This is a genomic window from Geminicoccus sp., from assembly GCF_036263595.1.
In the GTDB taxonomy this organism is placed as follows: Bacteria; Pseudomonadota; Alphaproteobacteria; order Geminicoccales; family Geminicoccaceae; genus Geminicoccus.
The window spans coordinates 14,385-39,807 of sequence record NZ_DATAGQ010000068.1; the positions used below are offsets into that span (position 1 = coordinate 14,385).

At 65.1% G+C, this 25,423-nt stretch carries 20 protein-coding genes; 6 read left to right on the forward strand and 14 right to left on the reverse strand.

Annotation, left to right across the window (positions count from 1 at the left end; genetic code table 11):
• Window positions 1-2: 2 nt before the first annotated feature.
• A complete protein-coding gene (gene dapA / locus VHL31_RS05600; protein WP_329660221.1) occupies window positions 3-878 on the reverse strand; it encodes a 4-hydroxy-tetrahydrodipicolinate synthase in 876 nt (291 codons plus the stop codon).
• Window positions 879-989: 111 nt separating this feature from the next.
• Here dapA and VHL31_RS05605 point away from each other — a divergent pair, with 111 nt between their 5' ends.
• Genes VHL31_RS05605 through VHL31_RS05615 form a run of 3 tightly spaced genes read left to right on the forward strand, consistent with a single transcriptional unit; the run spans window position 990 to window position 4,971 of the window.
• On the forward strand, window positions 990-3,026 hold the full coding sequence (locus VHL31_RS05605) for a lytic transglycosylase domain-containing protein (protein ID WP_329660222.1): 2,037 nt from the start codon (window positions 990-992) through the stop codon (window positions 3,024-3,026).
• Window positions 3,027-3,049: 23 nt separating this feature from the next.
• Window positions 3,050-4,036: a threonine/serine dehydratase gene (locus tag VHL31_RS05610; RefSeq protein ID WP_329660223.1), complete on the forward strand. Its 987-nt coding sequence runs from the start codon at window positions 3,050-3,052 to the stop codon at window positions 4,034-4,036.
• A complete protein-coding gene (locus VHL31_RS05615; RefSeq protein WP_329660224.1) occupies window positions 4,033-4,971 on the forward strand; it encodes an alpha/beta hydrolase in 939 nt (312 codons plus the stop codon). The genes VHL31_RS05610 and VHL31_RS05615 overlap by 4 nt, the downstream gene beginning before the upstream one ends.
• On the opposite strand, the gene VHL31_RS05620 is transcribed toward VHL31_RS05615, so the two are convergent.
• Together VHL31_RS05620 and VHL31_RS05625 are read right to left on the reverse strand one after the other, a co-directional pair.
• Window positions 4,931-5,530, reverse strand: a complete 600-nt coding sequence (locus tag VHL31_RS05620) for a uracil-DNA glycosylase (RefSeq protein ID WP_329660225.1) — start codon at window positions 5,528-5,530, stop codon at window positions 4,931-4,933. The two genes, VHL31_RS05615 and VHL31_RS05620, sit on opposite strands and share 41 nt — an antisense overlap.
• Before the next feature lie 56 nt (window positions 5,531-5,586).
• Entirely contained in the window at window positions 5,587-6,210 is a 624-nt protein-coding gene (locus VHL31_RS05625; RefSeq protein WP_329660226.1) for an NYN domain-containing protein, read from the reverse strand.
• A 230-nt stretch (window positions 6,211-6,440) separates the two neighbouring features.
• On the opposite strand from VHL31_RS05625, the gene rpoZ reads away from it, so the two are divergent.
• Both rpoZ and VHL31_RS05635 read left to right on the forward strand, forming a co-directional pair.
• The gene (rpoZ, locus tag VHL31_RS05630; protein WP_329660227.1) at window positions 6,441-6,812 is read left to right on the forward strand and encodes a DNA-directed RNA polymerase subunit omega; all 372 of its coding nucleotides are present in this window, start codon (window positions 6,441-6,443) and stop codon (window positions 6,810-6,812) included.
• A gap of 96 nt (window positions 6,813-6,908) precedes the next feature.
• Entirely contained in the window at window positions 6,909-9,104 is a 2,196-nt protein-coding gene (locus tag VHL31_RS05635) for a RelA/SpoT family protein (protein WP_414653644.1), read from the forward strand.
• A 37-nt stretch (window positions 9,105-9,141) separates the two neighbouring features.
• Here VHL31_RS05635 and hemA read toward each other — a convergent pair whose 3' ends face one another.
• The 4 genes from hemA to VHL31_RS05655 all read right to left on the reverse strand — a co-directional run bounded on the left by hemA (window position 9,142) and on the right by VHL31_RS05655 (window position 13,756).
• Window positions 9,142-10,353, reverse strand: a complete 1,212-nt coding sequence (hemA, locus tag VHL31_RS05640) for a 5-aminolevulinate synthase (RefSeq protein WP_329660229.1) — start codon at window positions 10,351-10,353, stop codon at window positions 9,142-9,144.
• A 108-nt stretch (window positions 10,354-10,461) separates the two neighbouring features.
• A complete protein-coding gene (locus tag VHL31_RS05645) occupies window positions 10,462-11,658 on the reverse strand; it encodes a type III PLP-dependent enzyme (RefSeq protein ID WP_329660230.1) in 1,197 nt (398 codons plus the stop codon).
• A gap of 158 nt (window positions 11,659-11,816) precedes the next feature.
• Window positions 11,817-12,647 (reverse strand): MOSC domain-containing protein, encoded by an 831-nt coding sequence (locus tag VHL31_RS05650; protein WP_329660231.1) that lies wholly within the window; start codon window positions 12,645-12,647, stop codon window positions 11,817-11,819.
• Complete coding sequence (locus tag VHL31_RS05655; RefSeq protein WP_329660232.1) at window positions 12,647-13,756, reverse strand: mandelate racemase/muconate lactonizing enzyme family protein; 1,110 nt, start codon at window positions 13,754-13,756, stop codon at window positions 12,647-12,649. The genes VHL31_RS05650 and VHL31_RS05655 overlap by 1 nt, the downstream gene beginning before the upstream one ends.
• Before the next feature lie 81 nt (window positions 13,757-13,837).
• Here VHL31_RS05655 and VHL31_RS05660 point away from each other — a divergent pair, with 81 nt between their 5' ends.
• The gene (locus VHL31_RS05660; RefSeq protein ID WP_329660233.1) at window positions 13,838-14,986 is read left to right on the forward strand and encodes an iron-containing alcohol dehydrogenase; all 1,149 of its coding nucleotides are present in this window, start codon (window positions 13,838-13,840) and stop codon (window positions 14,984-14,986) included.
• Window positions 14,987-15,024: 38 nt separating this feature from the next.
• Here VHL31_RS05660 and VHL31_RS05665 read toward each other — a convergent pair whose 3' ends face one another.
• From VHL31_RS05665 to VHL31_RS05695, 7 genes are all read right to left on the reverse strand, one after another.
• Window positions 15,025-17,721 carry a caspase family protein gene (locus VHL31_RS05665; protein WP_329660234.1) on the reverse strand — a complete coding sequence of 899 codons (2,697 nt, stop codon included), beginning with the start codon at window positions 17,719-17,721 and terminating at the stop codon, window positions 15,025-15,027.
• 411 nt (window positions 17,722-18,132) lie between these two features.
• Window positions 18,133-19,977 carry an ABC transporter substrate-binding protein gene (locus VHL31_RS05670; RefSeq protein ID WP_329660235.1) on the reverse strand — a complete coding sequence of 615 codons (1,845 nt, stop codon included), beginning with the start codon at window positions 19,975-19,977 and terminating at the stop codon, window positions 18,133-18,135.
• Window positions 19,978-20,005: 28 nt separating this feature from the next.
• Window positions 20,006-21,874, reverse strand: coding sequence for an ABC transporter ATP-binding protein (locus VHL31_RS05675; RefSeq protein WP_329660236.1), 1,869 nt, complete (start codon window positions 21,872-21,874; stop codon window positions 20,006-20,008).
• 7 nt (window positions 21,875-21,881) lie between these two features.
• Complete coding sequence (locus VHL31_RS05680; protein WP_329660237.1) at window positions 21,882-22,553, reverse strand: hypothetical protein; 672 nt, start codon at window positions 22,551-22,553, stop codon at window positions 21,882-21,884.
• Window positions 22,550-23,671 carry a glycosyltransferase family protein gene (locus VHL31_RS05685; RefSeq protein WP_329660238.1) on the reverse strand — a complete coding sequence of 374 codons (1,122 nt, stop codon included), beginning with the start codon at window positions 23,669-23,671 and terminating at the stop codon, window positions 22,550-22,552. The genes VHL31_RS05680 and VHL31_RS05685 overlap by 4 nt, the downstream gene beginning before the upstream one ends.
• Window positions 23,668-24,240: a histidine phosphatase family protein gene (locus VHL31_RS05690; RefSeq protein ID WP_329660239.1), complete on the reverse strand. Its 573-nt coding sequence runs from the start codon at window positions 24,238-24,240 to the stop codon at window positions 23,668-23,670. The genes VHL31_RS05685 and VHL31_RS05690 overlap by 4 nt, the downstream gene beginning before the upstream one ends.
• Window positions 24,237-25,409: a glycosyltransferase family 4 protein gene (locus tag VHL31_RS05695; RefSeq protein WP_329660240.1), complete on the reverse strand. Its 1,173-nt coding sequence runs from the start codon at window positions 25,407-25,409 to the stop codon at window positions 24,237-24,239. The genes VHL31_RS05690 and VHL31_RS05695 overlap by 4 nt, the downstream gene beginning before the upstream one ends.
• Between the last annotated feature and the right edge of the window lie 14 nt (window positions 25,410-25,423).

Sequence of the window (25,423 nt, forward strand, 5' to 3'; positions counted from 1 at the left end):
TCTCAGTTCTTCAGCCCGACGGCACGCAAGGCCCCGGCTATCCGCTCCTGCGAGGATGGCAGGGGCTCGACCAGGGGCAGGCGCAGCTCCGCGCCGCAGCGGCCCAGGAGGGAAAGCGCGTACTTGGTCGGGGCGGGGCTGCTTTCACAGAACAGGGCCTGGTGGAGCGGCATGAGCCGGCGATGAATGGCCAGAGCCTGCTCGGCCTGGCCCGCCGCCCACGCAGCGTGCAGCTCGGCACAGAGCTTGGGCGCCACGTTCGCCGTCACGGAGATGCAGCCATGGCCGCCATGGGCCAGGAACGCCAGGATGTTCGCATCCTCGCCCGACAGCTGGAGGAAGTCTGGTCCGCAGGTCTCAGTCGTCAGGAGCGGGCGGACAATGTCGTTCGACGCGTCCTTCACGCCGATGATCCGCGGCAGCTGGGCCAGCCGGCCCATGGTCTCCGGCGTCATGTCGACGATGCTGCGCCCAGGAATGTTGTAGATGATGATCGGAATGCCGGTCGCGTCATGGATGGCCTTGTAGTGAGCATAGAGCCCGGCCTGGGTAGGCTTGTTGTAGTAGGGGGTGACGACGAGTGCCGCGTCGGCGCCGGCCTTCTCGGCGTGCTGCGCAAGGTTGATGGCCTCCCGGGTCGAATTGGAGCCAGCCCCGGCGATCACCGGCCGACGGCCAGCTACAACACGGATGCACTGTTCCACCACCCGCTCGTGCTCTGCATGACTGAGTGTCGGGCTTTCGCCGGTCGTTCCGACGGGAACGAAGCCGTCGGTACCCTCGGCGATGTGCCACTCGATCAGGTCGCCCAGCGCTTTTTCGTCGATCGCACCGTCGCGAAACGGAGTGACTAGCGCGACGATGGAACCACGAAACATAACAATCAACCTTTTGGTTCTTTTGGCTTGGAGCTCAGCCGTGCTTCAAGGATAGTCGCGGGCACGTACCCTGGGCAAGCCGGGGACGACCTTTGCCGGGACGATGACTTGATGCGCAGTGCTTCAGCGTTCAGCTCGAAGTTCCGGTCGAAACTGCTCGACCACCGCCCGCGGATTCGTCTGCACGGCCAAGCCGCTGCCCGTCTCTGTTGCGTCGTCGGCATGCTCGCCCTGGCACTGCCGGCTCCCGTGGAGGCGGAAACGGTCAAGGACGTGCTGCGTGCCGTCGAGAACGGCGATTATGCCTGGGCACGTGCGAAAGCGACGGACGCGGGCGGCACGCTCCTGCGCGAATACGTGGTCTGGCGCGAACTGCGGGATGGCACACCCCTGCCGTCATTCGAACGCTTCCAGGCACATCTCGAGGAGCCTCTGGCTTGGCCGGACGGCCGGCGGATCCAGGCTCGTGCCGAGGAAGCACTGGACAGTTCCAAAGACAACGAGACGGTCCTGGCTTTCTTTGCCGAGCGCGAGCCGCTCACGAGGCAAGGACGTACACGGCTCGCGATGGCACTGCTCGATGAGGGCCAGCGGGACCAGGCACAGAACCTCGCGCGCAAGGCCTGGATCGAGGGGCGGTTCTCTTCGTCCGAGGAGGAATTCTTCCTTGGCAGGCTCGGAGACCTGATCGGTCCCGACGATCATCGCGAGCGGCTGGATGCGGTGCTGGCCGCCGGGCAGTGGGCCGAGGCCCGCCGCCAGGCAAAGCGGGTCGATGCCGGCCACCGGAAGTTGGCGGAGGCTCGCATCCTCCTGCAATCCGGTGCGAAAGGGATTGATCGAGCCGTCGCGGCCGTACCCGATGCTTTGAAGGCCGATCCGGGGCTGACGCTCGATCGGATCACAAGGGCGCGCAAGGATGGGCGCGATGTCCGTGCGAGAGAGTTGCTGCTGCTCACCCGCAGCGCCGCCGACCAGCCTTCGGCCTGGTGGAAGGAGCGGCAAATCCAGATCCGCGACCGCCTGGACGCCCGGGCGTTCAAGGAAGCCTATCGACTGGCCACGGCACATCGACAGCCGGCCACCGATTCCAGTTTTGCCGATGCCGAATGGCTGGCAGGCTGGATCGCGCTCAGCTTCCTGGACCGGCCGAAGGATGCGGCCAAGCATTTCGAGGCCATCGCCGGCACCGTTTCTTCGCCGATCAGCTTAGCGCGGGGCGGCTACTGGGCAGGACGGGCCCGCGCCGAGGCTGGGCAGACGGATGCCGCTGCCGTCCGCTGGCAGGAAGCTTCGCAGCACGGCACGACCTTCTATGGCCAGCTGGCCTGGCTGGAGGGCGGGCATCGGCCTTCGCTGCCTCCCCTGGACTTCCCCGCCGCCGGAAAAGCGCTGCGGGAGACGTTCGACAAGGACAAGCTCGTCCGGCTGGCCCGTCTTCTGTGCGAGCATGGCGGCAACGACCAAGCTGGCAGCCTGCTCGCCTTCCTGGCCGATAGATCACTCGGCCAGTCCTCGACACTTGGCCTGGTGGCGGAACTCGCCGCCGACTGCAAGCGGATGGACACGGTTGTCCAGACGGCACGGCTGGCCCAGCGAACCGGCCGGCTGAATGCGGCAGCGGCCTTCCCGGCGCCACCCTTCGCGTCGCTCACCAAGTCGCTGGGTGTCGATCCGGCCCTCGTGACCGCAGTGGCACGCCAGGAAAGTCAATTCTATGCGCGAGCCCAAAGCCCGGCGGGTGCGCTCGGCCTGCTGCAATTGATGCCGGGTACCGCCAAGGCCATGGCACGCCGCCAGGGCGTGGACTATGCAAAGTCCCGGCTGCTGACGGACCCGGTCTACAACGTGTCGCTCGGTCGGACCTATCTGGAGGAGCAGCTGAACAAGTGGGGAGAGCCGGCCATGGCGATCGCCGCCTACAATGCCGGGCCGCAGCGCGTCTCGACCTGGATCGACCGCTATGGCGACCCGCGCGGCAAAGGCCTCCACGAGCTGATCGACTGGATCGAGATCATTCCCTTCACCGAGACACGCAACTATGTCCAGCGGGTCCTGGAAGGGCGCAATGTCTACCGTGTTCGGTTTGGTTGGGATGCCGAGGTGGCCGGCCATCCGTTCGAGCCGCGGGTGATCAACCCTTCCTGATCCATCATCTTCGGAGATCAGGCGTGCCTCCTGCAGATGCTTCGCTGCTGTCCGTTGAAACGATTCGTGCTGCCGCTTTTCGGCTGGCAGGCCTTGCAGTGCGGACACCTCTCCTCGAGAGCCCGTTGCTGAACGCGAAATTGGGCGGACGGCTGCTGGCAAAGGCCGAATGCCTGCAGCGCACCGGCAGCTTCAAGTTCCGTGGCGCCTACAACGCCGTCAGCATGACCGGCGGACGACCAGTGGTGGCCTTCTCGTCAGGCAATCACGCCCAGGGCGTAGCCCACGCTGCCGAACTGCTGAAGATACGGGCAACCATCGTGATGCCGGCCGACGCGCCGCGCACGAAGATCGAGAACACGCGGGCCTATGGCGCGAATGTCGTGCTCTACGACCGGCGGACGGAGGACCGGGAGGCGATCGGGGCAAGGATCGCGCTTGAGGAGGAGGCAGTGCTGGTCCGGCCCTACGACGACCCGTTCGTGATGGCGGGACAGGGTACGGTGGGGCTCGAGATCGTCGAAGATTGCCAAGCGCGATCCATCGTTCCCGATGCCGTCCTGGCACCGGCCAGCGGTGGCGGGTTGATTGCCGGGGTCGCAACCGCCGTGCTCGATAGCTTTCCGAGTGCCGAGGTCATGACAGCCGAGCCGGCCGGATTCGATGATCATGCCCGTTCGCTCGCAGCCGGGGAACGACTGTCCCATGATGGCGGCGTGACAATCTGCGATGCGCTGATGTCGCCGCGCCCGGGCGAGCTGACATTCCCGATCAATCGCCGCCTGCTCGCGGGGGGCAAGGTGGCCGACGAGGCTGCCGTGCGGCAGGCGATGCGGGTGGCGTTCCAGTACCTCAAGCTGGTGGTCGAGCCTGGCGGCGCGGTGGCGCTCGCGTCCGTCCTGAGCGGCGGCGTGCCGATCCACGGCCGGACGATCGTGGTGGTGCTGTCAGGCGGCAACGTCGATGCCGGACTGTTCGCCGAGATCCTGGGTCAGGAAGCCGATACTTGACCGACAGCCGTGAAACGAGGGTCGACTGGCCTGTCGTGGATGGCATGCGCCTGCGCTGCATCAGCTGGCGCAGCGAGGGGCCGCGCCGCGGCACGGTCGTCATCTGTACGGGCCGGACCGAGTTCGTCGAGAAGTACGACGAGGTCGTTCAGCAGCTGCTGGACAGGGACCTGGACGTGGTCGCATTCGATTGGCGGGGACAGGGCCTGTCCGATCGGTTCCTGCCTGACCGCGCGAAGGGGCATGTCAGAGGGTTCGAGGACTATCTCGCGGATCTGGACACTGTCACTGGCTTGATCGAGGCGCGAAGCTTTCCCCGACCGCGCCTCATGCTCGCGCATTCGATGGGCGGCCAGATCGGCCTGCGCTTCGTCCACGACCGACCAGCCTTTTTCGCAGCGGCCGCGATGACGGCGCCGATGTTCGGCATCCAGTTCAACGGTCTGCCCGGCCCACTTGCAAAAGCGACGGCGGACCTGATGTGCCTTGCCGGCCGCAGCGAAGCCTATGCCTTCGGCCAGGGGCCCCGAGCCTACGCACTTGGTCCGTTCGAGGGCAACCTGCTCACCAGCAGCCCCGATCAATACCACAGGCTACGAACCCTGCTCGAAGCCGATCCCGAGCTGGCCTTGGGCGGGCCGACCTTCAGCTGGCTGAGCGCCGCTCTGGGATCCGTCCATCGGACGCAGCGGGCGTCATTTGCGAGGACGGTAAAGTGCCCCATGCTGCTGGCGGTCGGTGGGCACGAAGGGATCGTCGACGTCAAGGCGATCGAGAGGATCACCGGGTGGCTTCCAAACGCCGAGCTGGTCCACATCCCCCACGCCCGCCATGAGATCCTGATCGAACAGGAGCCTCTCCGAGCCCAGTTCTGGTCGGCGTTCGACCGCTGGCTCAGCCAGCCTGCAGGCGCAGCGCCGCCACCTTCGCCATGACCTGGTCGAACATGGCCCGTGTCAGCCGTCCGGTCTGAATGTTGTAGCGGGACGTGTGGTAGCTGGAGACAAGGCTGGTGGCGTCGTCGATGCGATGGACTGTCGCGTGGCCGAATGGGAAGTCGGACGGCCGACAGCCGAAGCCTCGCAAGGTCGACTCGTGTGCGATGCGACCGAGCGCCAGGACGACCTTTGGCCGGGGCGGCATTGTCAGCTCGTCCATCAGGAAGCGCCGACAGGTTGCGACCTCGGCTGGCGTTGGCTTGTTCTCCGGGGGGACGCACCGCGCGGCATTGGTCACGCGGGCATCCAGGAGCCGGAACCCGTCGGACGGATCGGCCCGATAGACCCCTTCGGCTAAGCCATGCGCCGCCAATGCCTCATAGAGGATGTCGCCTGCGAAGTCGCCGGTGAACGGCCGCCCGGTACGGTTCGCACCCCGCAGCCCGGGAGCCAGGCCCACCACCAGCACCGATGCATCGCTCGCGCCAAACGAGGGAACCGGCGCATGGTGCCAGCCGGGAAGCTTGATCCGGTTGGCTTCACGGAAGGCGGCCAAGCGTGGGCAGAGCTGGCAGTCGGCGGGTGGCGTCGCCCGTGGTGGAAATGTCCCGGTCAGGTTTCGACCTGCTCGTCGTCTTCCTCGTCCTCGCCTAGGCCACGTTCCAGATCATCGGCCACCATGGGCCGCGGGTTCTCGCGTGCGATCAGGGGCATGAGGTCAGCCAGATCGACGAAGAAATCGGCTTGGCGGCGCAGCTCGTCGGCGATCAGCGGCGGCTGGATCTTGATCGTCGAGATTACCGTAACCCGCTTGCCGCGCCGCTGCACGGCGTCGACGAGCCGGCGGAAATCGCCGTCGCCGGAGATCAGGACGATGTGGTCCAGGAAGTGCGACTGCTCCATGATGTCGACGGCGATGTCGACATCCATGTTCCCCTTGAACTTGCGGCGACCGGAGGTCTGAGTGTATTCCTTCAACGGCTTGGTCACCATGGTGTAGCCGTTGTAGTCGAGCCAGTCGACAAGAGGCCGGATCGGCGAATACTCCTGCTCGTCCAAAAGAGCCGTGTAATAATAGGCCCGGATAAACCGACAAGAGAGGTTGAACGTCCGCAGCAACCGCTTGTAGTCGATGTCGAACGCCAACGCACGCGCGGCTTGGTAGAGATTGGCGCCGTCGATGAACAGCGACGTCCGGTCGTCAGGGTGAAGGATATCTGAGGGCAGGAGCCCCATCGGGCCGCTCCGGAAAGCGTTGTTGTGTTGCCGCCACTCGGCGGAGACTTCCGTCTAGATCGATCGCAACGCCGCGGCAACCGCCCTGCGACCAGGAGGCACCAACCTGTCACCTTATGGTTGGGAGGTTCTCCACGACACATGGGCGCCAGATTCTGGAGCAGGTTGTTTGCACCTGCGGCTCCGATGCATTAAATGAGAGAACGACGTCGTATTTCCCGGAGTTTTTCATGGCCCGCATCACCGTCGAGGACTGCGTCGAACGCGTCCCGAGCCGGTTCGAACTCGTCATGCTCGCAGCGCAGCGTGCCCGCGACGTATCGGCCGGCGCCGCCTTGAACGTCGATCGCGACAACGACAAGAACCCGGTCGTGGCGTTGCGCGAGATCGCCGAAGACAAGATTGACCTCGATCATCTCCGCTATGAGTTGATCCACGGCCTGCGCCGTCATGCCGAGATCGGCAGCGAGGAGCCGGAAAGCCTGCAGGATGAGCTCGATGCGCTCATGCCGGCGCCCGATCTCGGGCAGATCGGGCAGATGCCCGAGGACGTATCCTACCAGGATCAGGACATCATCGAGGACGAAGGCTTCGAACGCTGATCCATTGGTTGTAGCGGCCGCCTGGCGGGCAGAGGCGGTCGCGGGGGAGTTCAGGCGACTGTGACGCTGGAGCTTGGTGACGAGAGCCTCACGAAGGTGGCTGCCGAAGCACCGGCGGAACCGGCCAAGCCCGTTTCACGACGCAAGGTCCTCCGCCAGTACGAGCTGGTCGATCTCGTGCGCGCCTATGATCCCAACGTGGACGAGGAACTTCTTGACCGCGCCTACGTGTTCACTATGCGTGCGCACGGGTCCCAGCTCCGGGCGTCCGGCGACCCATATTACCACCATCCGGTAGAGGTTGCTGGCATCCTGGCCGGGCTGAAACTGGACACGGCATCGATCGCGACGGGCCTGCTCCACGACACGGTCGAGGACACCGTCACCACCAATGCCGAGATCGCGCGGCTGTTCGGCAAGGAGGTGGCTCGCCTCGTCGAGGGCGTGACCAAGCTCAACAAGATCGAGCTGCAATCCGCCGAAACCGCCCAGGCCGAAAACTTCCGCAAACTCCTCCTCGCCATGAGCGAGGACATCCGGGTGCTGCTGGTCAAGCTCGCCGACCGGCTCCACAACATGCGCACCCTGCACTTCATCAAGAACGAGCAGCGTCGCAAGCGGATCGCCAGGGAGACGCTCGAGATCTACGCGCCGCTGGCCGAGCGCATCGGCATGGAGGCGATGAAGGAAGAGCTGGAGGACCTGGCGTTCTCCGCGCTGTGGCCCGAGCACCGGGAAGGTGTGCTCCATCGGCTGGACATGCTGCGCCAGGGCGACACCGGGCTCATCGAGCGCGTATGCTCCTCCTTGCGCGAGACGCTGCACAAAGAAGGCATTGAAGCCGAGATCACGGGACGGGTGAAGACCCCGTACTCGATCTGGAAGAAGATGCAGAACAAGAACGTCAGCTTCGAGCAGCTGTCTGACTTGATGGCCTTCCGGGTGATCGTGGGAACGGTCGGCGAGTGCTATGCGTCACTCGGCGTCATCCACGGCAAATGGCAAACGCTGCCAGGCCGGTTCAAGGACTATATCAGCCTGCCCAAGCCGAACGGTTATCGTTCGCTGCATACCACGATCCTTGGTCCTGAGGGTCGCAAGGTCGAGATCCAGATCCGCACCACCGAGATGCACGAGGTGGCGGAGCTCGGGGTAGCCGCGCACTGGGCCTACAAGGATGGTGAGCGTCCGCGCGACGGCCGGCAGTTTCGTTGGCTGCGCTCGCTCCTGGAGATCCTGGAACATACGAATGACCCCGAGGAGTTCCTGGAGCATACTAAGCTCGAGATGTTCCAGGACCAGGCCTTCTGCTTCACGCCAAAGGGCCAGCTGATCAGCCTGCCCAGGGGTGCCACCCCGGTCGATTTCGCCTATGCGGTCCATTCGCAGATCGGCGATTCCTGTGTAGGCGCCAAGATCGATGGCCGGATCGTGCAGCTGCGCACCCAGCTCAAGAACGGCGATCAGGTCCAGATCATCACGGCTAAGGGCGCAACCCCTTCCCCGGCCTGGGAACGATTCGTCGTCACTGGCAAGGCGCGGTCGCGGATCCGGCGCTTCCTGCGGCAGCAGCGTCGTTCCGAGTTCATCGACCAGGGCAAGGACCAGGTGATGAAGCTTGCCGAGCGGGAACACCTTCCGTTCGGCGAAAAGCACCTGGACAAGGCTCGCCAGACACTGTCGCTCAAGAGCGTCGAGGACCTGCTGGTCGCCGTGGGTGACGGTACACTATCCGCCAAGACCGTCATCGACGTCGTCCGCAGCGAATTGCAGCCGGCACCTCCTCCCCCTGAAGAAGAGCTTGTCGCTTATCGTTCCAAGGGCACGCCGGTCGAGCAGACCGAGCATGCCGGGCCGATCCGCGGCCTGCCGCCAGGCGTGGCCTTCCACTTCGCCGGCTGCTGTCATCCAGTGCCGGGCGACCCGATCATAGGTCTTGTCCGGACGGGCAAGGGGATCGCCATCCACCGGCTCGAGTGTCGCAATGTTGCTGCCGAAGAAGCCGCCGGCATGATGACGTTGGGTTGGAACGGCCGGCAGGCAGACGCGACAGCTCCTGCGCGACTGGCGGTGATGGTCATCAACAGGCCGGGCGCGCTAGGCACGGTAAGCACCGTGATCGGCAAGCAGGGCGGGAACATCACCGACGTGAGGATGAACCGCAAGGACGAGGAGCTGTTCGAGATCACCCTGGACGTCGAGGTGAATTCACGCGAACAGCTAGATCAGATCCAGGCGGCGCTACGGTCCAGTGCCATCGTCAACGGGGTCGAGCGCCTGCTGACGGGCTGATCTGACGGCGGCACTGGTCCTTCAGGGCCGATCGAGGTCAGGCAGCCCGCTTGAGTGACAGATTGGACCACACGCTCTGCATAGCTGTGACCAAATGGTCAACCAGTTGGTCGTCGTGAAACGGCGACGGCGTGATGCGCAGACGCTCGGTGCCCCTCGGAACAGTCGGATAGTTGATGGGCTGGATATAGATCCCGTGCTCCTCAAGGAGCAGGTCGCTCGCCTGCTTGCAGAGAACTGGATCACCGACGAAGACTGGAACGATGTGCGAGGGATTGTCCATGACGGGAATGCCGGCCGCGGCGAGGCGGCGACGCACCGCCGATGCGCGTTCCTGGTGCTGGATGCGCTCGGCATCGCTCGCCTTGAGGTGCCGGACGCTGGCCAAGGCGGCACCCGTGACGGCGGGAGGCAGCGAGGTCGTGAAGATGAACCCGGGGGCATAGGAGCGAACTGCATCGATCAGAGCGACAGAACCGGCAATATACCCACCAAGCGCACCGAATGCCTTGGCGAGCGTGCCCTGAATTACCGTCACCCGGTGTTCCTCGCCCAGCATCTGGGCAATGCCGCCGCCACGGTGGCCGTACATTCCGACCGCATGAACTTCGTCAAGGTATGTCATCGCGCTGTGGCGTTCGGCGAGATCCAGGATCTCGCGAACCTTCCCGAAGCTGCCGTCCATGGAGTAGACGCCCTCGAACGCGATCAGCTTCGGGCGGTCCGGTGCGGTCTCCTTCAGCATCTGCTCGAGATGCGCCACATCGTTGTGCCGGAAGATCCGCTTGGACGTTCCACCACTCCGGATGCCGGCAATCATGGAAGCGTGGTTCTTCTCGTCGCTGAAGACGATGCAGTCCGGCAGCAGCTTGGCCACTGTGGAGATTGCTGCCTCGTTGGCCACATAGCCCGACGTGAACACGAGCGCGGCCTCCTTGCCGTGGAGATCGGCAAGTTCGCGCTCAAGGGATACATGAAGGTGGTTGGAGCCGCTGATGTTGCGCGTGCCGCCTGCCCCGGTGCCGTGCTGTGTGACGGCCGCAAGGGCAGCTTCCACCATGAACGGCCGGGTTCCCATGCCGAGATAGTCGTTCGAGCACCAGATCACGATCGGCCTTACGCCACGAGCGGTATGGCGCAGGGCCCGGGGAAACGAGCCCACCTGGCGCTCGATATCGCAGAACACCCGGTAGCGACCCTCCACGCGCACGGCCGTCACCGCGTCGCGGAAGATGCGCTCATAGTCCATGATGTCGTTCCCAAGACCTTGCATGACGTCGACCGCGCCAATGTGCGCATGCTTGACGATGGAATCCAGCCTTTCGCTTCAGCTCAGGCCAGGATGTCGCAATCGGGGTCAGGCCGCCCGCGCATAGGCGAAACGCCGGGCGCCACCATGACCGGCCTGATCGAGGGAGCGGCGGTCGAATGCCTCGTCGTGCAGGAACGCTACGGAACCAGTCTCAAAGCCGTTGAAGTTGGTCCGTAGCGCGTTGCTGTAGGCCCCCATCTGCCCGACCTCGATCCAGTCCCCCTCATCCATGTCGGCGGGGAGCCAGTGTGGCCCCGGCATCGAGTCGATGCTGTCGCAGGTCGGGCCGAACAGGTCGAACGCCATTTGCCTCGCATCGGAACGCCGGCCATCCGGTCGTACGGCACGTAAGGGGAACTGGGGCCCAATCCACTTCAGCTCAGCCAAATTCCCATAGACGCCGTCGTTCAAGTAGAGGGAGGAGCCGCGCCGAAGTTCCACCCGGGCCAGAACCGATGCCCCATCGGCTACGAGGGCGCGACCAGGCTCGCACTGGAGCGGGGTACCCTCCAGGCCATGATCGATGACTGCCTTGCGGATCGTCGCCACGAACTGGTCGAAGAGCGGCTCGTCGCCTTTGTAGCGACCGGGAAAACCCCCACCCACGTCCAGCATGTCGACGGGGCCCGTCTCGCGCACGACCTCGCCACACAAGGCGATCGCACGCCGGAATGCCAGCGGGTCCAGGCACTGCGAGCCCACGTGGAAGGTCAGCCCGACCGTGCGGCCATAGGCGCGCGCCGCGCGCACCAGGGGCGGTGCCTCGTCGACCTCGCAACCAAACTTCCCGGTAAGGGTGAGTACCGCTCCGTCACCCGGCACCGCCAGACGCACGAACAGGTCAAGATCCAGTGCACGCTCCGTCACCTGCACGATCTTGGCAAGCTCCTCCTCATGGTCGAGCACGAAGGAGCGCACGCCATGCTGGAAATAGGCTTCCGCAATCGCCTCGGGCGACTTGACCGGGTGCATGAAGTGGCAGACCGCACCAGGGAACTGGCGCCGGACAGCACGAACCTCTCCAATCGACGCTGTGTCGAAATGGCGGATGCCACCCTTCCAGAGCGCGTCGAGAACGGATGGCGTGTCGTTGCACTTTACGGCGTAGAGGGTGTCGCCAGGAAAGGCGGCAACCATGCGCCGTGCCGTCTGCTCGACCACATGAGGCCGAACGCCGACGATTGGGTGCGAATTTCGGAGATGGGAAAGCAACGCCTCGGCGCTGCCGTAGCTAGGGGTCATTTCCAACCTTCCGAGAGACCACGGGGGTCCAGGGCTGATCAGAAAGCCGCCGCCGCGCGCGCCGCAGTGCATGGGCTTCTTTTCGTCGACCCGGTAGATAGGGTCAGACCCCCCGGGGTGCAAGGGCAAATTGACCTCAGGGAAGGTATCGCGCAGCCCTACGGTGCTGCCACGCCCAGGATTTCAGCGCCGAGCCTCAAGATCGGCGCATCGCCGTTGTCAGTCAGTGGCACGGCATTCCAGCCGAACAGGGGCTTTCCCCCAGGATCGGCGTGCAGCATGCGCAAGGTCCGGATGGGCTCGTTGCTGTCCCTGGCGCCGGTGATCTGGTCGGTGGTCGTGACAATGCAGCGCTCGCACGGCGTGACAAGGCGAAGATGCAAGCCGCCGATCCTGATCTCGCAAAGTCTGTCCTCCGCCCATGCGGGAAGCCCTTCGACCACGATGTTCGGCCGAAATCGGTCCATGGGCACGGGTTCCTGGCCGTGCTCCATCAGAACGTCGTTGAGCCGGCCCAGGGAGGCGGTGCTGGTGACGAGGAGCGGGAATTCGTCGGCAAAGGCTGCATGGGCGCCAGGCGGCGAGACCTCCGGACTACACGGCCGATGAACCGTCGGGTCGAACTTCACCAGCCGGACCGGACGCTCGAGAAAGCGGGACAGTGCCTGATCGACGGCTGCAGGCTGCGTAAAGGCGGAAAACCGATCCCGCCAGATCGCGACCTCGATCGGTTCGCCAGCCTGATCCAGATCGATGGCATAGGGCTCTGCGTCCAGCCTGAGCACGAGCTGCCCGCTACTGAACTGCGGGACGATCCTTGCAAGGGCGGGCGCCTCGCGCTGGGTGATGAAGCGGCCATCGGGTCGAACGATCAACCAGCGCCGGTCGAAGGCCAACCCCATCGGCTCGACCTTGACCTCGTCCAGGGTGATCCCCCGGCAGCCCTTGACCGGGTAGACGAACAGCCCCGCTATCCTTCCACGCTCCATCAGCCGATCCTCGTGGCGGCGAGCTTGTCCTCGTCCAACTCGATCCCGAGACCGGGAGTCTCGTCCAGGTTCATGCAGGCCTGCCCGTCGACCTCAATCGTCCGGGCCAGACCGTGGTCTCGCCTTGCCGTGGTCCATTCCGGTGGATCGTAGGGGAACTCCAGCGGCAGCATGGGACCAAGCCCCGCCACCAGATGAGCGTTGCCCAGGAGACCGATGCCATTGCCCCAGGTGTGCGGCGTAAACGCGATCCCGGCTGCCCTCGCCTCACGGAAGACATCCGCCAGGCCGGAGATGCCGCCGCCGCACACCACATCCGTCTGCAGGACATCCACGCAGCCGGCGCGGATGAAGGTGCGCATGCTTTCCAGATCGCGCGCGAGTTCTCCGGCGGCGACGCGAATCGGCGTGGCGTCGCGCAGCGCCTTCATACCCTGCACGTCCGATCGATGCAGCGGCTCCTCCAGCCAGAAAACGCCGAGTGGCTCCAGCGCCTTCGCCACCGCCAGGGCATCCTTGAGTGTCCATGAGGGTGAGGCATCCCACGGCATCCGCCAGCCCTGGTTGCAGTCGACCATCAACTCCATGCGGTCGCCGATGGCGGTCCGCACCGCCTCGATCTTCGCGACGTCCTTTCTCCAGTGTTCCTCGTGGAAGCGTATCTTCATATGGCGGTAGCCGCGCTCGGCGAAGGCGGCCGCCTGCTCGGCCATGGCCCCGGGGTCTCGCAAGGTGCCGGACGAGGCATAGCATAGGATCCGGCCGGAACTGCCACCCAACAGGCGCCAGACGGGCTGGCCGGTGATCTTGCCGAACAGGTCCCATAGGGCCAGATCGAGCGGCCAAATCCGGCCGTAGAAGAACGAGAGGTTGTCGATGATTCGGGCGTGACGGGACAGGTCGCGCGGGTCATGGCCGATGAACAGATGTTCGTTGCCGGCGAGGCCAGGCATCGGATCGCCAGAACCGATGCCGACCAGCCCTTCGTCCGTGGCGACCCGGACGATATCGACCACGAAACGACGACGAGGAACAGGGTCCCAGGATGCAGGGAACGGCGGATCGAGATCGATCGCGTGATGCGTCAATTCGATCTTGGTGATTTTCATCCTGGTTGCTTCTCCGATGCCACTTGCGGCGCTGCCTGTCGTGCGGATAGCACGGGAAGAAGGTGCAGTCGGAGGATTTGCATGTCGTCAAGCTTCGGCCTTGAACGGGGTACACCGGTCGCCTTCGGTGAAGACCGGGTATTGGCGGTGGCTGAGGACGTGACCGCCATGCTGGGATCGGCAGCACGGATCCTCCTCGTCACCGACCGGGCGATTGCATCGCTGGATCGAGTCGTGGCGCTGCGCGAACGGTTGGCGATGGCCGGACACCACGCGCTGATGTATGCGGAGATCGTGGGCGATCCTGACAGCGGCAAGATCGAGGCGGCGGCCGAGATGGGACGACGCCACGCTGCGAGGCTTGTGATCGCAGTGGGTGGGGGATCCGCGATCGACGCCGGCAAGCTTGCGGCCGTCGCGCTCGCCGGCCGGCAGCATCCCGACACCTACGCCCTGTGCGCCGTTCCCCTACCCCGCGACACGCTTCCGATCATCGCGGTACCGACTACGGCCGGCACCGGGGCGGAAATGACCCGCACCGCCGTCTTCACGAACAGCCATGGCCATAAGGTCTGGGCCTGGGGTGAAGAACTGCGCCCGGCGCTGGCCGTGCTCGACCCTGCCCTTTCGGTGTCATTGCCGGCCAAGCTGACGGCGTGGACGGGGTTGGATGCACTTGTGCACGCCATCGAGGCTGCGACAAACCGGCGGGCGAACCCGCTGGTGGCGGCCTCGGCCCTGCACGCCATCCGCCTGGTCTGCCGCCACCTCGGCACCGCGTTGGACGAGCCGGGCAACCTGGAGGCGCGTGGCGGCATGCTGATTGCGGCAGCGCTCGCCGGCACGGCCATCGACAATGCCGGAACCGGCATCGCACATGCCATCGGTCATGCGATGGGGACCTTGGCCCATGTCCATCATGGGCGGGCCGTGGCCCTGGCACTCAGTGCAGCGCTGGAGGCCAATCAGGAAGAGACGCCGCGGCTTCATGCCGACGTCGCCACGGCGATGGGCGTGCTGCCGCAGGACCTCGTCGCCAGCTACGATCGGCTGCTCGACGAGGTGGAGGTAGGTCGAGATCTCTCCGATGTCGACCTGGGCCCAGACCAGATCGACGAGCTCTATGCCACCACCCTGTCTCCTGAGAACATGCCGATGCTGCAGGCGAATTGCCGGCACTTCACCGAGGAAGAATTGCGCGAGCTGATCAGCGCAGTGCTGACAGGCTGACGTTTGGACAGAGGGTCAAGGCGGCAAGGCTACAGCCGTTACTGGACCTCCGTCTCCTCCAGTTCCCGGAGATGGGTAAGCGCCAACCCGTCGGTATCCGGACTGGCCGCCGCAACCTTCAACAGTTCCCTCGCGCGGACGCGTCCCACCTCGCTCACCGAGGCTGGACCAGTCATCAGCAGCTCAGCCAATCGCAGTGACGCCAGCGGATCGCCCTGGCTCGCGGCACGTTCCAGCCAGCTGCGCCCGACCGCTTGGTTCTCCGGCGGTTCACTCGGACGGGTCAGCAGGATCCCCAGCCGCGCCATCGCAATGACGTCACCGCGCTCCGCCGCGTCTCGATAGTTGATCGCCGCTTCCTTCGTGTCTTTCGGCCATTCGGGGAGCGACCTGAAGGCCGGGTCCGCGATCATGCCGGCAAGGCGCAGGGCTTCCGGCTCAGACTGCCGGAGCCGCCGCATGAAACTGGCCATGCTGCCCATCTCCGGCAGCGGCTCGGGCGGCTGGCGGAGCATGGCCTGGCGGTGAAGCGCGACCATATCGCTCGGGCTCAACCGACCTGTGGCAGGCTGTCCGAGGCTGCGCTGGTATCCGCTCACCGTGTCCAGGAGCCACTCCGACGGCTGCCCATCAATGGGACCCTGCCACCAGCCCATCAAGTTCAACGACCGCTGGACAGCCTTCAGTTCGCTCGGTGTCAGGGCCACCAGTTCGATGCCGGCCACCTCCAGCTCCACCGGCATGAGATAGATCTTCTCGCCGTCCAGAGACCCCTGGAAGTCCGGCTGCTGCTTGCCGTCAGTCTCCTGCTTGACCTCGTCATGCACCTTTCTCACGAGGTCGACCACCTCGAGGCCCGGTGTCTTGAGGTAGCGCATCAGCGCCATGGCATAGGGGCTGTTGGTTCCGTCACCGTCATAGGCCACCGTACCGGCCTTGGTGGCAAAGGAAATCAGAGTCTGGGGCGGCACCTCGCTCGGGCTCGCCCAGCCGGTCTCGGAAGTACCGATGCCGCTGGACCGGGACGGCCCGAGACTTCGGGCCAGACGACCGAACGGATTGTCACGACAGGCGTCGATGAACACCATGGCGATCTTCTCGGCATGGCTGGCATCCTCGATCAGCTCGTCCAGGCGCGGAAGCCGGCGCAGGGTCCGCTCCGTCTTCACTTCCGCGTCGATCGGCACGATGTAGTTCTTGCCACCGTGCTGGAATCCATGCCCGGCATAATACACAAGAGCCAGGTCAGCCGATTCGGCCTCCTCCGCGAACTCCTCGGTCCGCTCGTCCATCCCGGTGCCGTCGAGGTTGATACCACGGATGACCTTGTCAAATCCGATCTCCTCCAAGGCATCCGCAATGCCTTCGGCATCCCGTTCCGGATTCACCAGCGGATTGGCATGCTCGTAGTCAGCGTTGCCGATCACGAGCGCCACCCGGCGCAAGTCCGACGTTCCGGCTGCAGCCTGTTCGAACATCTCGTCGTAGATCGCAGGTGAAGGGTCGGCCGCGTTGGCCTCGGCCTCCGGCTCAATGGCGGGAGGCGCCTGCTCGTCCGGCTTGGCGACGGCAGGCTCCTCGGAGAGGCTGACGACCACAGTCGTGGCTGCCGGCACAGCCTGGGTCGTGGGGACAGCAGGTGTCGGAGCCGCGGGTGCAGCAACGTCGGCTGCGGGGGCCTCGGCGACTAACGGTTCGGGCGGCGCGGCGACCGGCGTCTGAACTACGTCTAACGGAGCCTGGCTCGTCGCCTGCTCTGTCTGCCTCGATGCGACTACCTTCTCGAGCCAAGCTACGATCTCGCCGTCAACCTGCTCACGTGCCGGCTGGCCTTGGCTCGCGAGCCAGCTGGTCAAGGCCTGCCTGGAACGAGCCCCCCAGATACCGTCGACATAGCCGATGTCGTAGCCCAGGTCGGCCAAGCTCTGCTGGGCCCGCTGGATCAGCGCCCGCCGCTCTTCCGCGGCCTGCGCCTGCCGTTCCCGTACGACTTCCTGGACAGCCGCGAACATCTGCTCGTCCGGCTCGTCCCAGGGCTCCATCCCTTCACCGTCCGCGAATGCTTCCATGGCTTGTCGGGTCTGCGTGCCGACACGCCCGTTGATGGGCCCAGCGTAATAGCCCAGTTCGCGCAGCCCGACCTGGATCTGCCGGACCAACGCCTCCGGATCGACAGGCTCGGCTGCGGCACCAGTACCTGGAGGCAGGCCATCGATGGCAGCCGGCAGCGTGCTCCTGGTGGCGACTTCGATGGCGGGCTCGACGGCTGGCACGACAGCGGGCTCGGCGACGACGGGTTTCGGAGGCCGCGGGGCCACGAGCGTTCCCAGGTCCTCCAGCGCTACGCGCCAGCGCGTATCCGGACTGATCTCGTCCAGGCGCAGATAGTCGCTACGGGCCAGGTCCAGTTGTCCCATCGCCTTGTGGACCTGTGCGCGACCCTGAAGCGACCACTGGTCGCCCGGATTGATCGCGAGAGCCTGATTGTAGTCGGCAAGCGCGGCGGGCAAGGCCCCTTTGCCCTCCAGGGCCCAACCACGATAGCGGTGGAATAGCTGCTTATCCCTGGCCGTGGCCGCGATCGGCAGCACGCGGGTGCAAGCTTCAATGATCTCGTCCAGGGCAGCGGGAGGCGCGGAGATCGCGGTCACGCATAGCTTTGCATCGGGATTGGCCAGAACAGCCGTGCTGCTCAGCAGCACCATTCCGACGGCAGCAACGACGCCCCGTACCATCCCTGTGTCCACCATGCTGCGGCTGGCGTCCGAACAATTACTGGCGCCGAGCGGCGCGAGTATAACCGGCTTTTTGCCGAATGTCTTCAACATCTATGGTGCCGGCTCAAGTCCGGCGCCCTCAGCCGCTTCAACTAGTCGATCACAGTCCTACGACCGATGACCTGGATATGCCTATTGATAGAAATTGCAGTTACGCCATCGGCTGACAAAGAACGTGCGAGGAATTAGCCGCAACATTCCCAGGAAAGCCTCCGGCCACCACCCAATCTCCCCCTGGCATGTACTCAGCTCGATAGCTTCATCCCTTCTCTATCCCTCTCTCAACTTCGCACATATCCGCCAGCGTCATAAAAAATGACAACATCGACTGAGCAGGCCGAGACGCCGGCCCATGATGGTTCGGCAGTGTCAGGCGTTCTTGATCCACCAGCTGTCCGGCCGGTAGATGCCAAAATGAGCGCCCGGCTCCCAGTTGTAGATACCCTCCGCGGGGATGTTCTGCAGACTGGTCTTGGCGACCACAGGCTGCATGACCCCGGTGATCAGGCCGATCGTCCAGACATTGCGGGCATGGTTTTGCAGGATTGACTGCCAGATCGCGGTGCGCGCGCCGTCGTCCTCGGCAAAACGCCATTCCTTGAAGAGCTTCATGAGCTCCTGCGCCTCAGGCATGTCCGGCGCCTCGCCCGCCTTGCCCTTGGTCTCCAAGTACTGACCCCATTTGGGCCACTGCGCCTGGTCCTGTGCTGTCGGAATGAACTCGTTCGGAGGCGTCTCGGCACGTGGGATGCCATTCTCCATACCGTACCAGATCGACATCAGGCACTCGCCGGAGAAGATGCGGTTGCGAAGCACGTCCCGCTGGGACGGCTTCACGTCGATACCAAAGCCAATTTCCTTCCAGTTCGTAGCGACAAGTTCCAGCACGTCGCTCTGCTCGCTGTCCTCGCCCGCCGTCTCGACGACCAGCCGCATCGGCCCACCGTTGGGCAGCTTGCGGAAGCCGTCGTCGCCCAAGGGCAGACCGATCTCGTCGAGCAGTGCACTGGCCTTGGCGGCGTCGTACTGGGTGTGGGCCGTGCCGACCTCGTCAGTCCAAAGCGGGCTCTCCGGTAGGATCGTGTTGTTGCAGGGAACCGCCAGCCCAAAGTAAAGGAACTGGTTGATGGCATCCCGATCGATGGAGATCGCCAATGCCTCGCGCAGGCGCTGGTCCCGGAACAGCGTGCGCCAGGTTTCGTCGGCCGCGTTCAAGTTGGGAAACAGCGCCAGATGCGCACCGCGTGCCTGCTTCCACAGATAAGTCGCAAGGTGATTGCGCTCCTCGCTTTCCTTCAGGAACGTGTAGTCCTTGAAGAAGAGGCCACGTGCCTGCAGATCGGTTTCGCCGGCCCCGGCCTTGATCGGAATGAGCTTGCTATCGACGACTTCGAGCACGACCCGATCCAGATAGGGTAGCTGAACGCCGTTCTGGTCGACCCGGTGGAAGTGAGGATTGCGGATCGCGATGAACCGCTCTGCCGGTGGCGGGGTCTGCAGGATCCAGGGCTGCACATCCGGCATGTTCGGATCGTCGATCTTGTTCATGCGGTCATGGCGACCGTAGAGGTCGGCCCAGTCCCGTGACTTCTCCGCCTTGATCTTGGGAGCCAGTTCCTCGGCCGTGGCGTACTTTTCGTGATACGGCTTCAGGTAGTGGGCGGGCCGGTAGATGAACAAGGGTGCCGCCGCGGCTAGAGACGGCAGGAAGAAGGGGTTGGGTTTCTTCCAGGCATAGCGCACGGTCAGCTCGTCGGGGAAGCTCACCTCGGGCGGTTCGCCGTCCAGGATCAGCTCCATGTCCGGCCCGGTCGGCATCAATGTCTGGTTGTTGGCCACGTCCTCCCAGTAGAAGCGGAAGTCCTCCGACGTGAATGGATGGCCGTCGGACCATTTGTGGCCCTTGCGGAGATGGAGGGTGAAGATCCGCCCTTGCTCGATCTCGTAGGACTTCAGGAGATCCGCCACGAACTGGTAGTCGAGGTCATAGCCGACCAGACGCGCGTAGCCGTAGGTCGTCAGGAGGCGCGTATCACGAGCACGACCGATCAGCGTGCGCAACTCGCCGCCGCGCTGGCCAGGTTCGGGAATATTGTCCAGAACCCGCGGCTCGTCGGGTGGTCCGCCAGCGACCTCTGCCATGGACAGGCGGGGCAGCATGGCCGTGCCGCCCGCCAGCGCGATCGTCTCGACGAAGTTCCTGCGAGTAATCATGGCTCAGCACATCCATCGAACAGAAATGTCAGACCATCGAATGGCCATCGGATAACATCCGGACGTAGTGGGCCGGTTCCACTTCCATCAGCTGCGTCGGCCGCTCGCCTACCGTGTAGGGTGCTTTCCAGGCGCCGGGCTTGCCGGTGCCGGCTGCCATCAGCGTCTCCAGGTCGAGCGGCCGGTCCGGATCGGGCTCAGGCACGGCCGCCAGAAGCGCCTTCGTGTAGGGGTGCTGCGGATTCGCGAACAACTGGTCAGTGGGCGCGATTTCGACGATGCGGCCGCCGCTCATCACCGCGACGCGGTCGGCCACATAGCGGACCACCGCCAAGTTATGCGCGACGAACAGGTAGGTCAGGTGCAACGCATCCTGCAGGTCGCGCAGGAGGTTGAGAACCTGCGCCTGCACCGAGACATCCAGCGCGGAGACCGGCTCGTCGCATAAGAGCAGGTCCGGCTGGAGTGCCAGGGCGCGGGCGATGCCGATGCGCTGGCGCTGTCCGCCGGAGAAACTGTGCGGATAGCGCCGCAGGTGCCGATTGCCATCCAGCCCTACGGCCGCCAGCAACTGGCGGACGCGCGCCTCCCGCTCCCGCGCATTGCCCACACTATGGATGACCAACGGCTCGGCCACGATGTCCAATACGGTCATCCGCGGGTCGAGCGAGGCATACGGATCCTGGAAGACGTACTGCACCTTACGGCGGAAGATGCGGAGTTCGTCGGCGCTGAGCCTGGTGACATCGAAGGGACCGTCGTCGCTATGGAAAAGGATCCTGCCGCTGTCGGGAGTGAGCCCGCGCATGATCATCTTGCTGACGGTGGTCTTGCCCGAGCCGCTCTCGCCTACCAGTGCGAAGCTCTCTCCCTTGGCGATCGTGAAGGTGATGTCGTCAGCCGCCACAATCTCCAGCCAGTTACCTGAAAAGGGACCACCGCGCCTCGCCATGAACCGCTTGTTCAGCCCCTGGACTTCCAGCAGCGGGGCGCCGCGCGGCACCTTGGACGGTGGCAGGCCAGACTCCAGTGCCCGTGCCTCGCCGACATCGATGCTCCGCAGGCCCTTGAGACGGACATGGCGGTCGGTGGTCAGGCGAGGAACCGCGCCGATCAGGCCCTTGAGGTAGGGATGCCGCGGGTCCTTCAGTAGTTCTCGCGCAGGCCCCCGCTCCACGACCTTGCCGCGGTAGAGCACCACGACGTCGTCCGCCATGTTGGCGACCACGCCAAGGTCGTGGGTGATGAACAGGATCGCCATGCCCAGCGTCGCCTGCAGGTCCTTGAGCAGCTTCAGGACCTGGGCCTGGACCGTCACGTCGAGAGCCGTGGTGGGCTCGTCCGCAATGACCAAGTCCGGGCGGCAGACCAGTGCCATCGCGATCACCGCCCGCTGCCGCAGGCCGCCGGACAGCTCGAACGGATAGGCTGCATAGGCGCGCTCGGCATCTGGAAAGCCGACCAAGCCCAGCATCTCCAAGGTCCTGCCCTTGGCCTCCTGGTCGCTGAGGCCCTCATGGAGGGTCAGGACTTCGTCGATCTGATTGCCGATGCGGTGCAGGGGCGAGAGCGAGCTCATCGGCTCCTGGAACACCATCGACATGCGCTGCCCGCGCATCCGGCGTCGTTCGGACCCGTCCTGGTCCAACTTGGTGAGGTCGACGACCTTACCCCGGTTGAGGAAGCGGATGGAGCCGCGCTCGACCCGCGCCCGGTCGGGCAGGATGCCCAGGATCGCCTGGGAGATCACCGTCTTTCCGGACCCGCTTTCGCCAACCAGCGCCACAGTTTTATGCTGCGGTACGGCGAAGGAGGTTCCACGCACGGCTTCCACACGCCCTTCATCGGCGAGGAAGGTGACCACGAGGTCGTCGACGTCCAGGAGGGGAAGGGTCAAGCGCCGCCTACTCCGCGAACAGGTCGCTTCCGGATACGAATCGAGCCTTATGTCGATCTTGGAGCAGACCGATCGCGCGGTCGAGAGCCACAAAGCCGTCTTCATCGGTAACGGCATGGTGGGTGAGCAGCCCGATCGGACCGTCGGCGCGGACAGACTCGTCCTGGCAGGCGCTGACGATCGCTTCGGCATTGAGCGGTTGCTTGCCATTGCGCCAGCAGATGGCATCGACATGCGTGTCGACCAACCGGAGGTTCGGGATCCGCGGCGCTGCGCGGCGGCCCGCGAACGTCGAGAGGCCGAGATAGCCAAGCGACGGAAGACGAGCGCGCAGGCCGGGCTCGATCCGGTTCCAGGGCGGCGCCATCACTGGCTGGAAGCGGTCACCAAAAAGAATGGCCAGGCTTTCCCGCGCCGCTATTAGCGCTTCATCCTGGTCAACCCGGTCGACCAGCTCACATTTTCGCCCATCCTCGCTGCGATGGTCGGTATGGGCGAGGCCGTGCTGGACCACGCTGGCGAATGGACAGGCCAGGATCTTGCGAATGGTCGCCCCATCCAGGCGTGCCGGGACAACAGCCAGGACAACCGGCACGGATCGCCTTTTGGCGATGGCCAGGAGCTGGTCGAGGCGCGGATCATCGATTTCGGCATCGTCATCGCGCCACCATAGGTTCAAGCGTGCAGCTCCTGGATCAATCTGGCGCTGACCGTAGCACCATCAAACGACCAGTTGCAGCCGATCCGCCGGTCCTGCCGATCCGCACGCTCGATCGCGGCTGCCAAATCCGCTGAGCCAAGTCCGTCTGCCGTCAACGTCACGGCCCGCCCAAGGTCGGCCAGCCGCCGCGCACGCCGCGGCTGCTCGCTCTCACCCCCGTCGGCGAACGGTACGAGCACCATGCCAGCCGCTCCCATCAAAGCCTCGGCGACCGTGTTGTAGCCCGCCTGTGAGACGGACACGCGACAGTTGGCCAGTCGTTCCGGCAGGTCGTCCAGGTGCCTGTCCACCCTTCCGTTCGGGCCCAGCTTTTCGCGCAGCAGACATTGATCAGTCTCGGACAGGGCAGCGCCGCCTATGATGTGCCAAGGCTCGCCGGCTAGTGACGAGTGAACGCGCGCGGATGCGGCAACCTGGAGCAGGTCGCGCCCTACCCTGCCCCCGCCCGCCGAGATCAGCACGCCCGAGCGCATGGCCGCAGGCGTGACCGGTCGATCAAGCACGAAGCCGGTATGGACGAGTCTGCCGGCCAACGCATCCGCATGAGGAAAGGTCGCAGCGAAGGGAAGGAAGTCCGGGTCGCCATGAACAAGGATGCAGTCATACCAAGCTAATGCCAGATCGCGCATGGCCAGAAGCTTCCCAGGATCGGGCTTGTCGACCAGCACGTCGCGCACAGAGCAGGCGATGCGGCCGCCCCGGCTGCGCACCTTGTCGAGTAGTGGCAGCAGCTCGGCACGAAACGCACGCCGGCCGAAGGGAAACATCTCGGTCACGAGCACATCCGGCCGTAGCCGATCCGCCAGATCGAGCAGGACAGCGGCCCGCTCCCGGCGCGCCCGATCATCCCAGGAGCGGCCGTCGGCCTGCCGCAGGTCGGTAAAGTCGCCGGCCTGCGCATGCACCGGGGGAAGCTGCACGACCCGCACGCCTTCCGGCTCGGCGAACCGAGCCGGCGGGCCTCCGGTGACTAGCGTGACCGCAACGGAACGTGCCGCCAAGGCCCCGGCAACAGCCAGTGCACGGCGTAGATGGCCAGTTCCGAGCAGATGCTGGCACCAGATCAGGACGCTCATGCGTGAACGGGCGCGGCCGCAGCGCCCGGCGGCGCCAGCGGAACGATGCGGACATCGTGGCCGTCGATCAGGAGGGCATCGGAATGCTCGAAGGTGACGGGCGGCGGGCCCTTCATGGCCCAACCGGTGCGCACCGCCAGCGCGGCCAGCATCATCCCGCGGTGGGTGACAAGGATGGAGGTCTTGCCCAGCAACGGAGCAATCCGGTAGGCCGCGTCACGATAGGATTCTCCGCCTGGAGCACAAAAGTCCAGGCCCAGCGCTTCACGACGGGCGACTTCGGATGGATCGCCCAGCCGGAGTTCGGCCAACGACCGGCCCTCCCACTCGCCCCAGTCTATCTCGACTAGGTCCGGCTCCGTGACCGCCGGGAGGCCCAACATGGCCGCTGTGGCACTTGCTCGTACCAGCGGGCTCGTGCGCGCCGGCCAGGCACGAAAGCTTTCGGGCAAGCGCCAATTGGCCACGGCATTGATGCCGGCCGGCGACAGAGGAATGTCTGCCCGGCCCTGCAGCCGTCGGTCCGAGTTCCAGATGGTGGGGCCATGCCGTATCAGCAGCAGGCTCAACGCTCGCCCGTTTCCTCGCGGCGCACCCGGCGCGCAGCCGCCAGACCCAGGGCCGCGTCCAGCGCATGGGCAGCGGCCGCCTCACTGTGAACCCGCTCGACATGGCGCAAGCCCGCCTGCCCCATGATCGCGCGCCGTTCAGGCTCGTCAAGCAGGGTCATCACGCTGTTGGCGAACGCCACGGCGTTGCCGCCCGTCGCCAGCAGCCCTGTACGGCGGTGAAGGACCACGTCCGCCACGCCGATGCCGCGTCCGGCCACAACCGGCAACCCCGCCGCCTGCGCCTCAAGGAAAACCATGCCGTAGGCCTCATTCAGCGCCGGCCAGACGAACATGTCTGAAGCGGCATAGACCGGCGGCAGACGTTCTTCAGGCAAGGTGCCCAGAAACCGGATGCGATCCTTGTCGAACCTGGCAAAGGCCGAACGCACCAACGTGCCGGCCGGCCCGTCACCGACGATCAGGAGCTGCCATGGCCAATGCGTGAGGCGGTCCAGCGCGTCGGCCAGCTGAAGATAGGAGCTTCGCTTGGCATCGTCATCGCGCATCATGGCGACGGTGAGCAGCCAGACCGAGGAAGGATCCAGGCCATAAGCGGCTGCGATGTCCGTGCGGTGGGCAAAGCGCCGGGCCGCGGCGGCACGAAACGGGCTCGTGTCGAGAAAGGGCGGCAGGCGCTGGACGACCCCTTTGATCCGGCTGCCCGCTGCCTGCAGCCCCCGTGCATCCACCTTGGTCATGGGCAGGAGCAGATCGGCACGCGATAGGGCACGGATCGAGCCTGCCTGCCCTACCGCCCAGGCCCCCTCGGCCCGCCGGCGCGCGAACGACGGCTCCGCCACGACATAAGGGATACCCAGCCGCTCCGACACGGTCGGCCCCAGGAGATCGGGCGCCTTGTGGTAGCAGTGATAGGTGAACCAGATGTCGGGAACCCAACCCCGGGCGAGCCGGTCGGAAAGTCGTTGTGACAGCTTGGCGGCAGTATGCGCCAGACGAAGTTGGTGGATCTGGTCGCCCTTCCGGTCATAGCTGCGCAGGCGACAGGCCAGATGCACATCGTGACCCAGGCGTTCCAGCACCCGGACGAAGCTGCGGCCCATGCGCCGGTCTCCGGAGGGAACCGGGTGATCAGGCGGCTTCATCGGCGCATAGAACGCGATTTTCACCTTGGTTTCCTTCC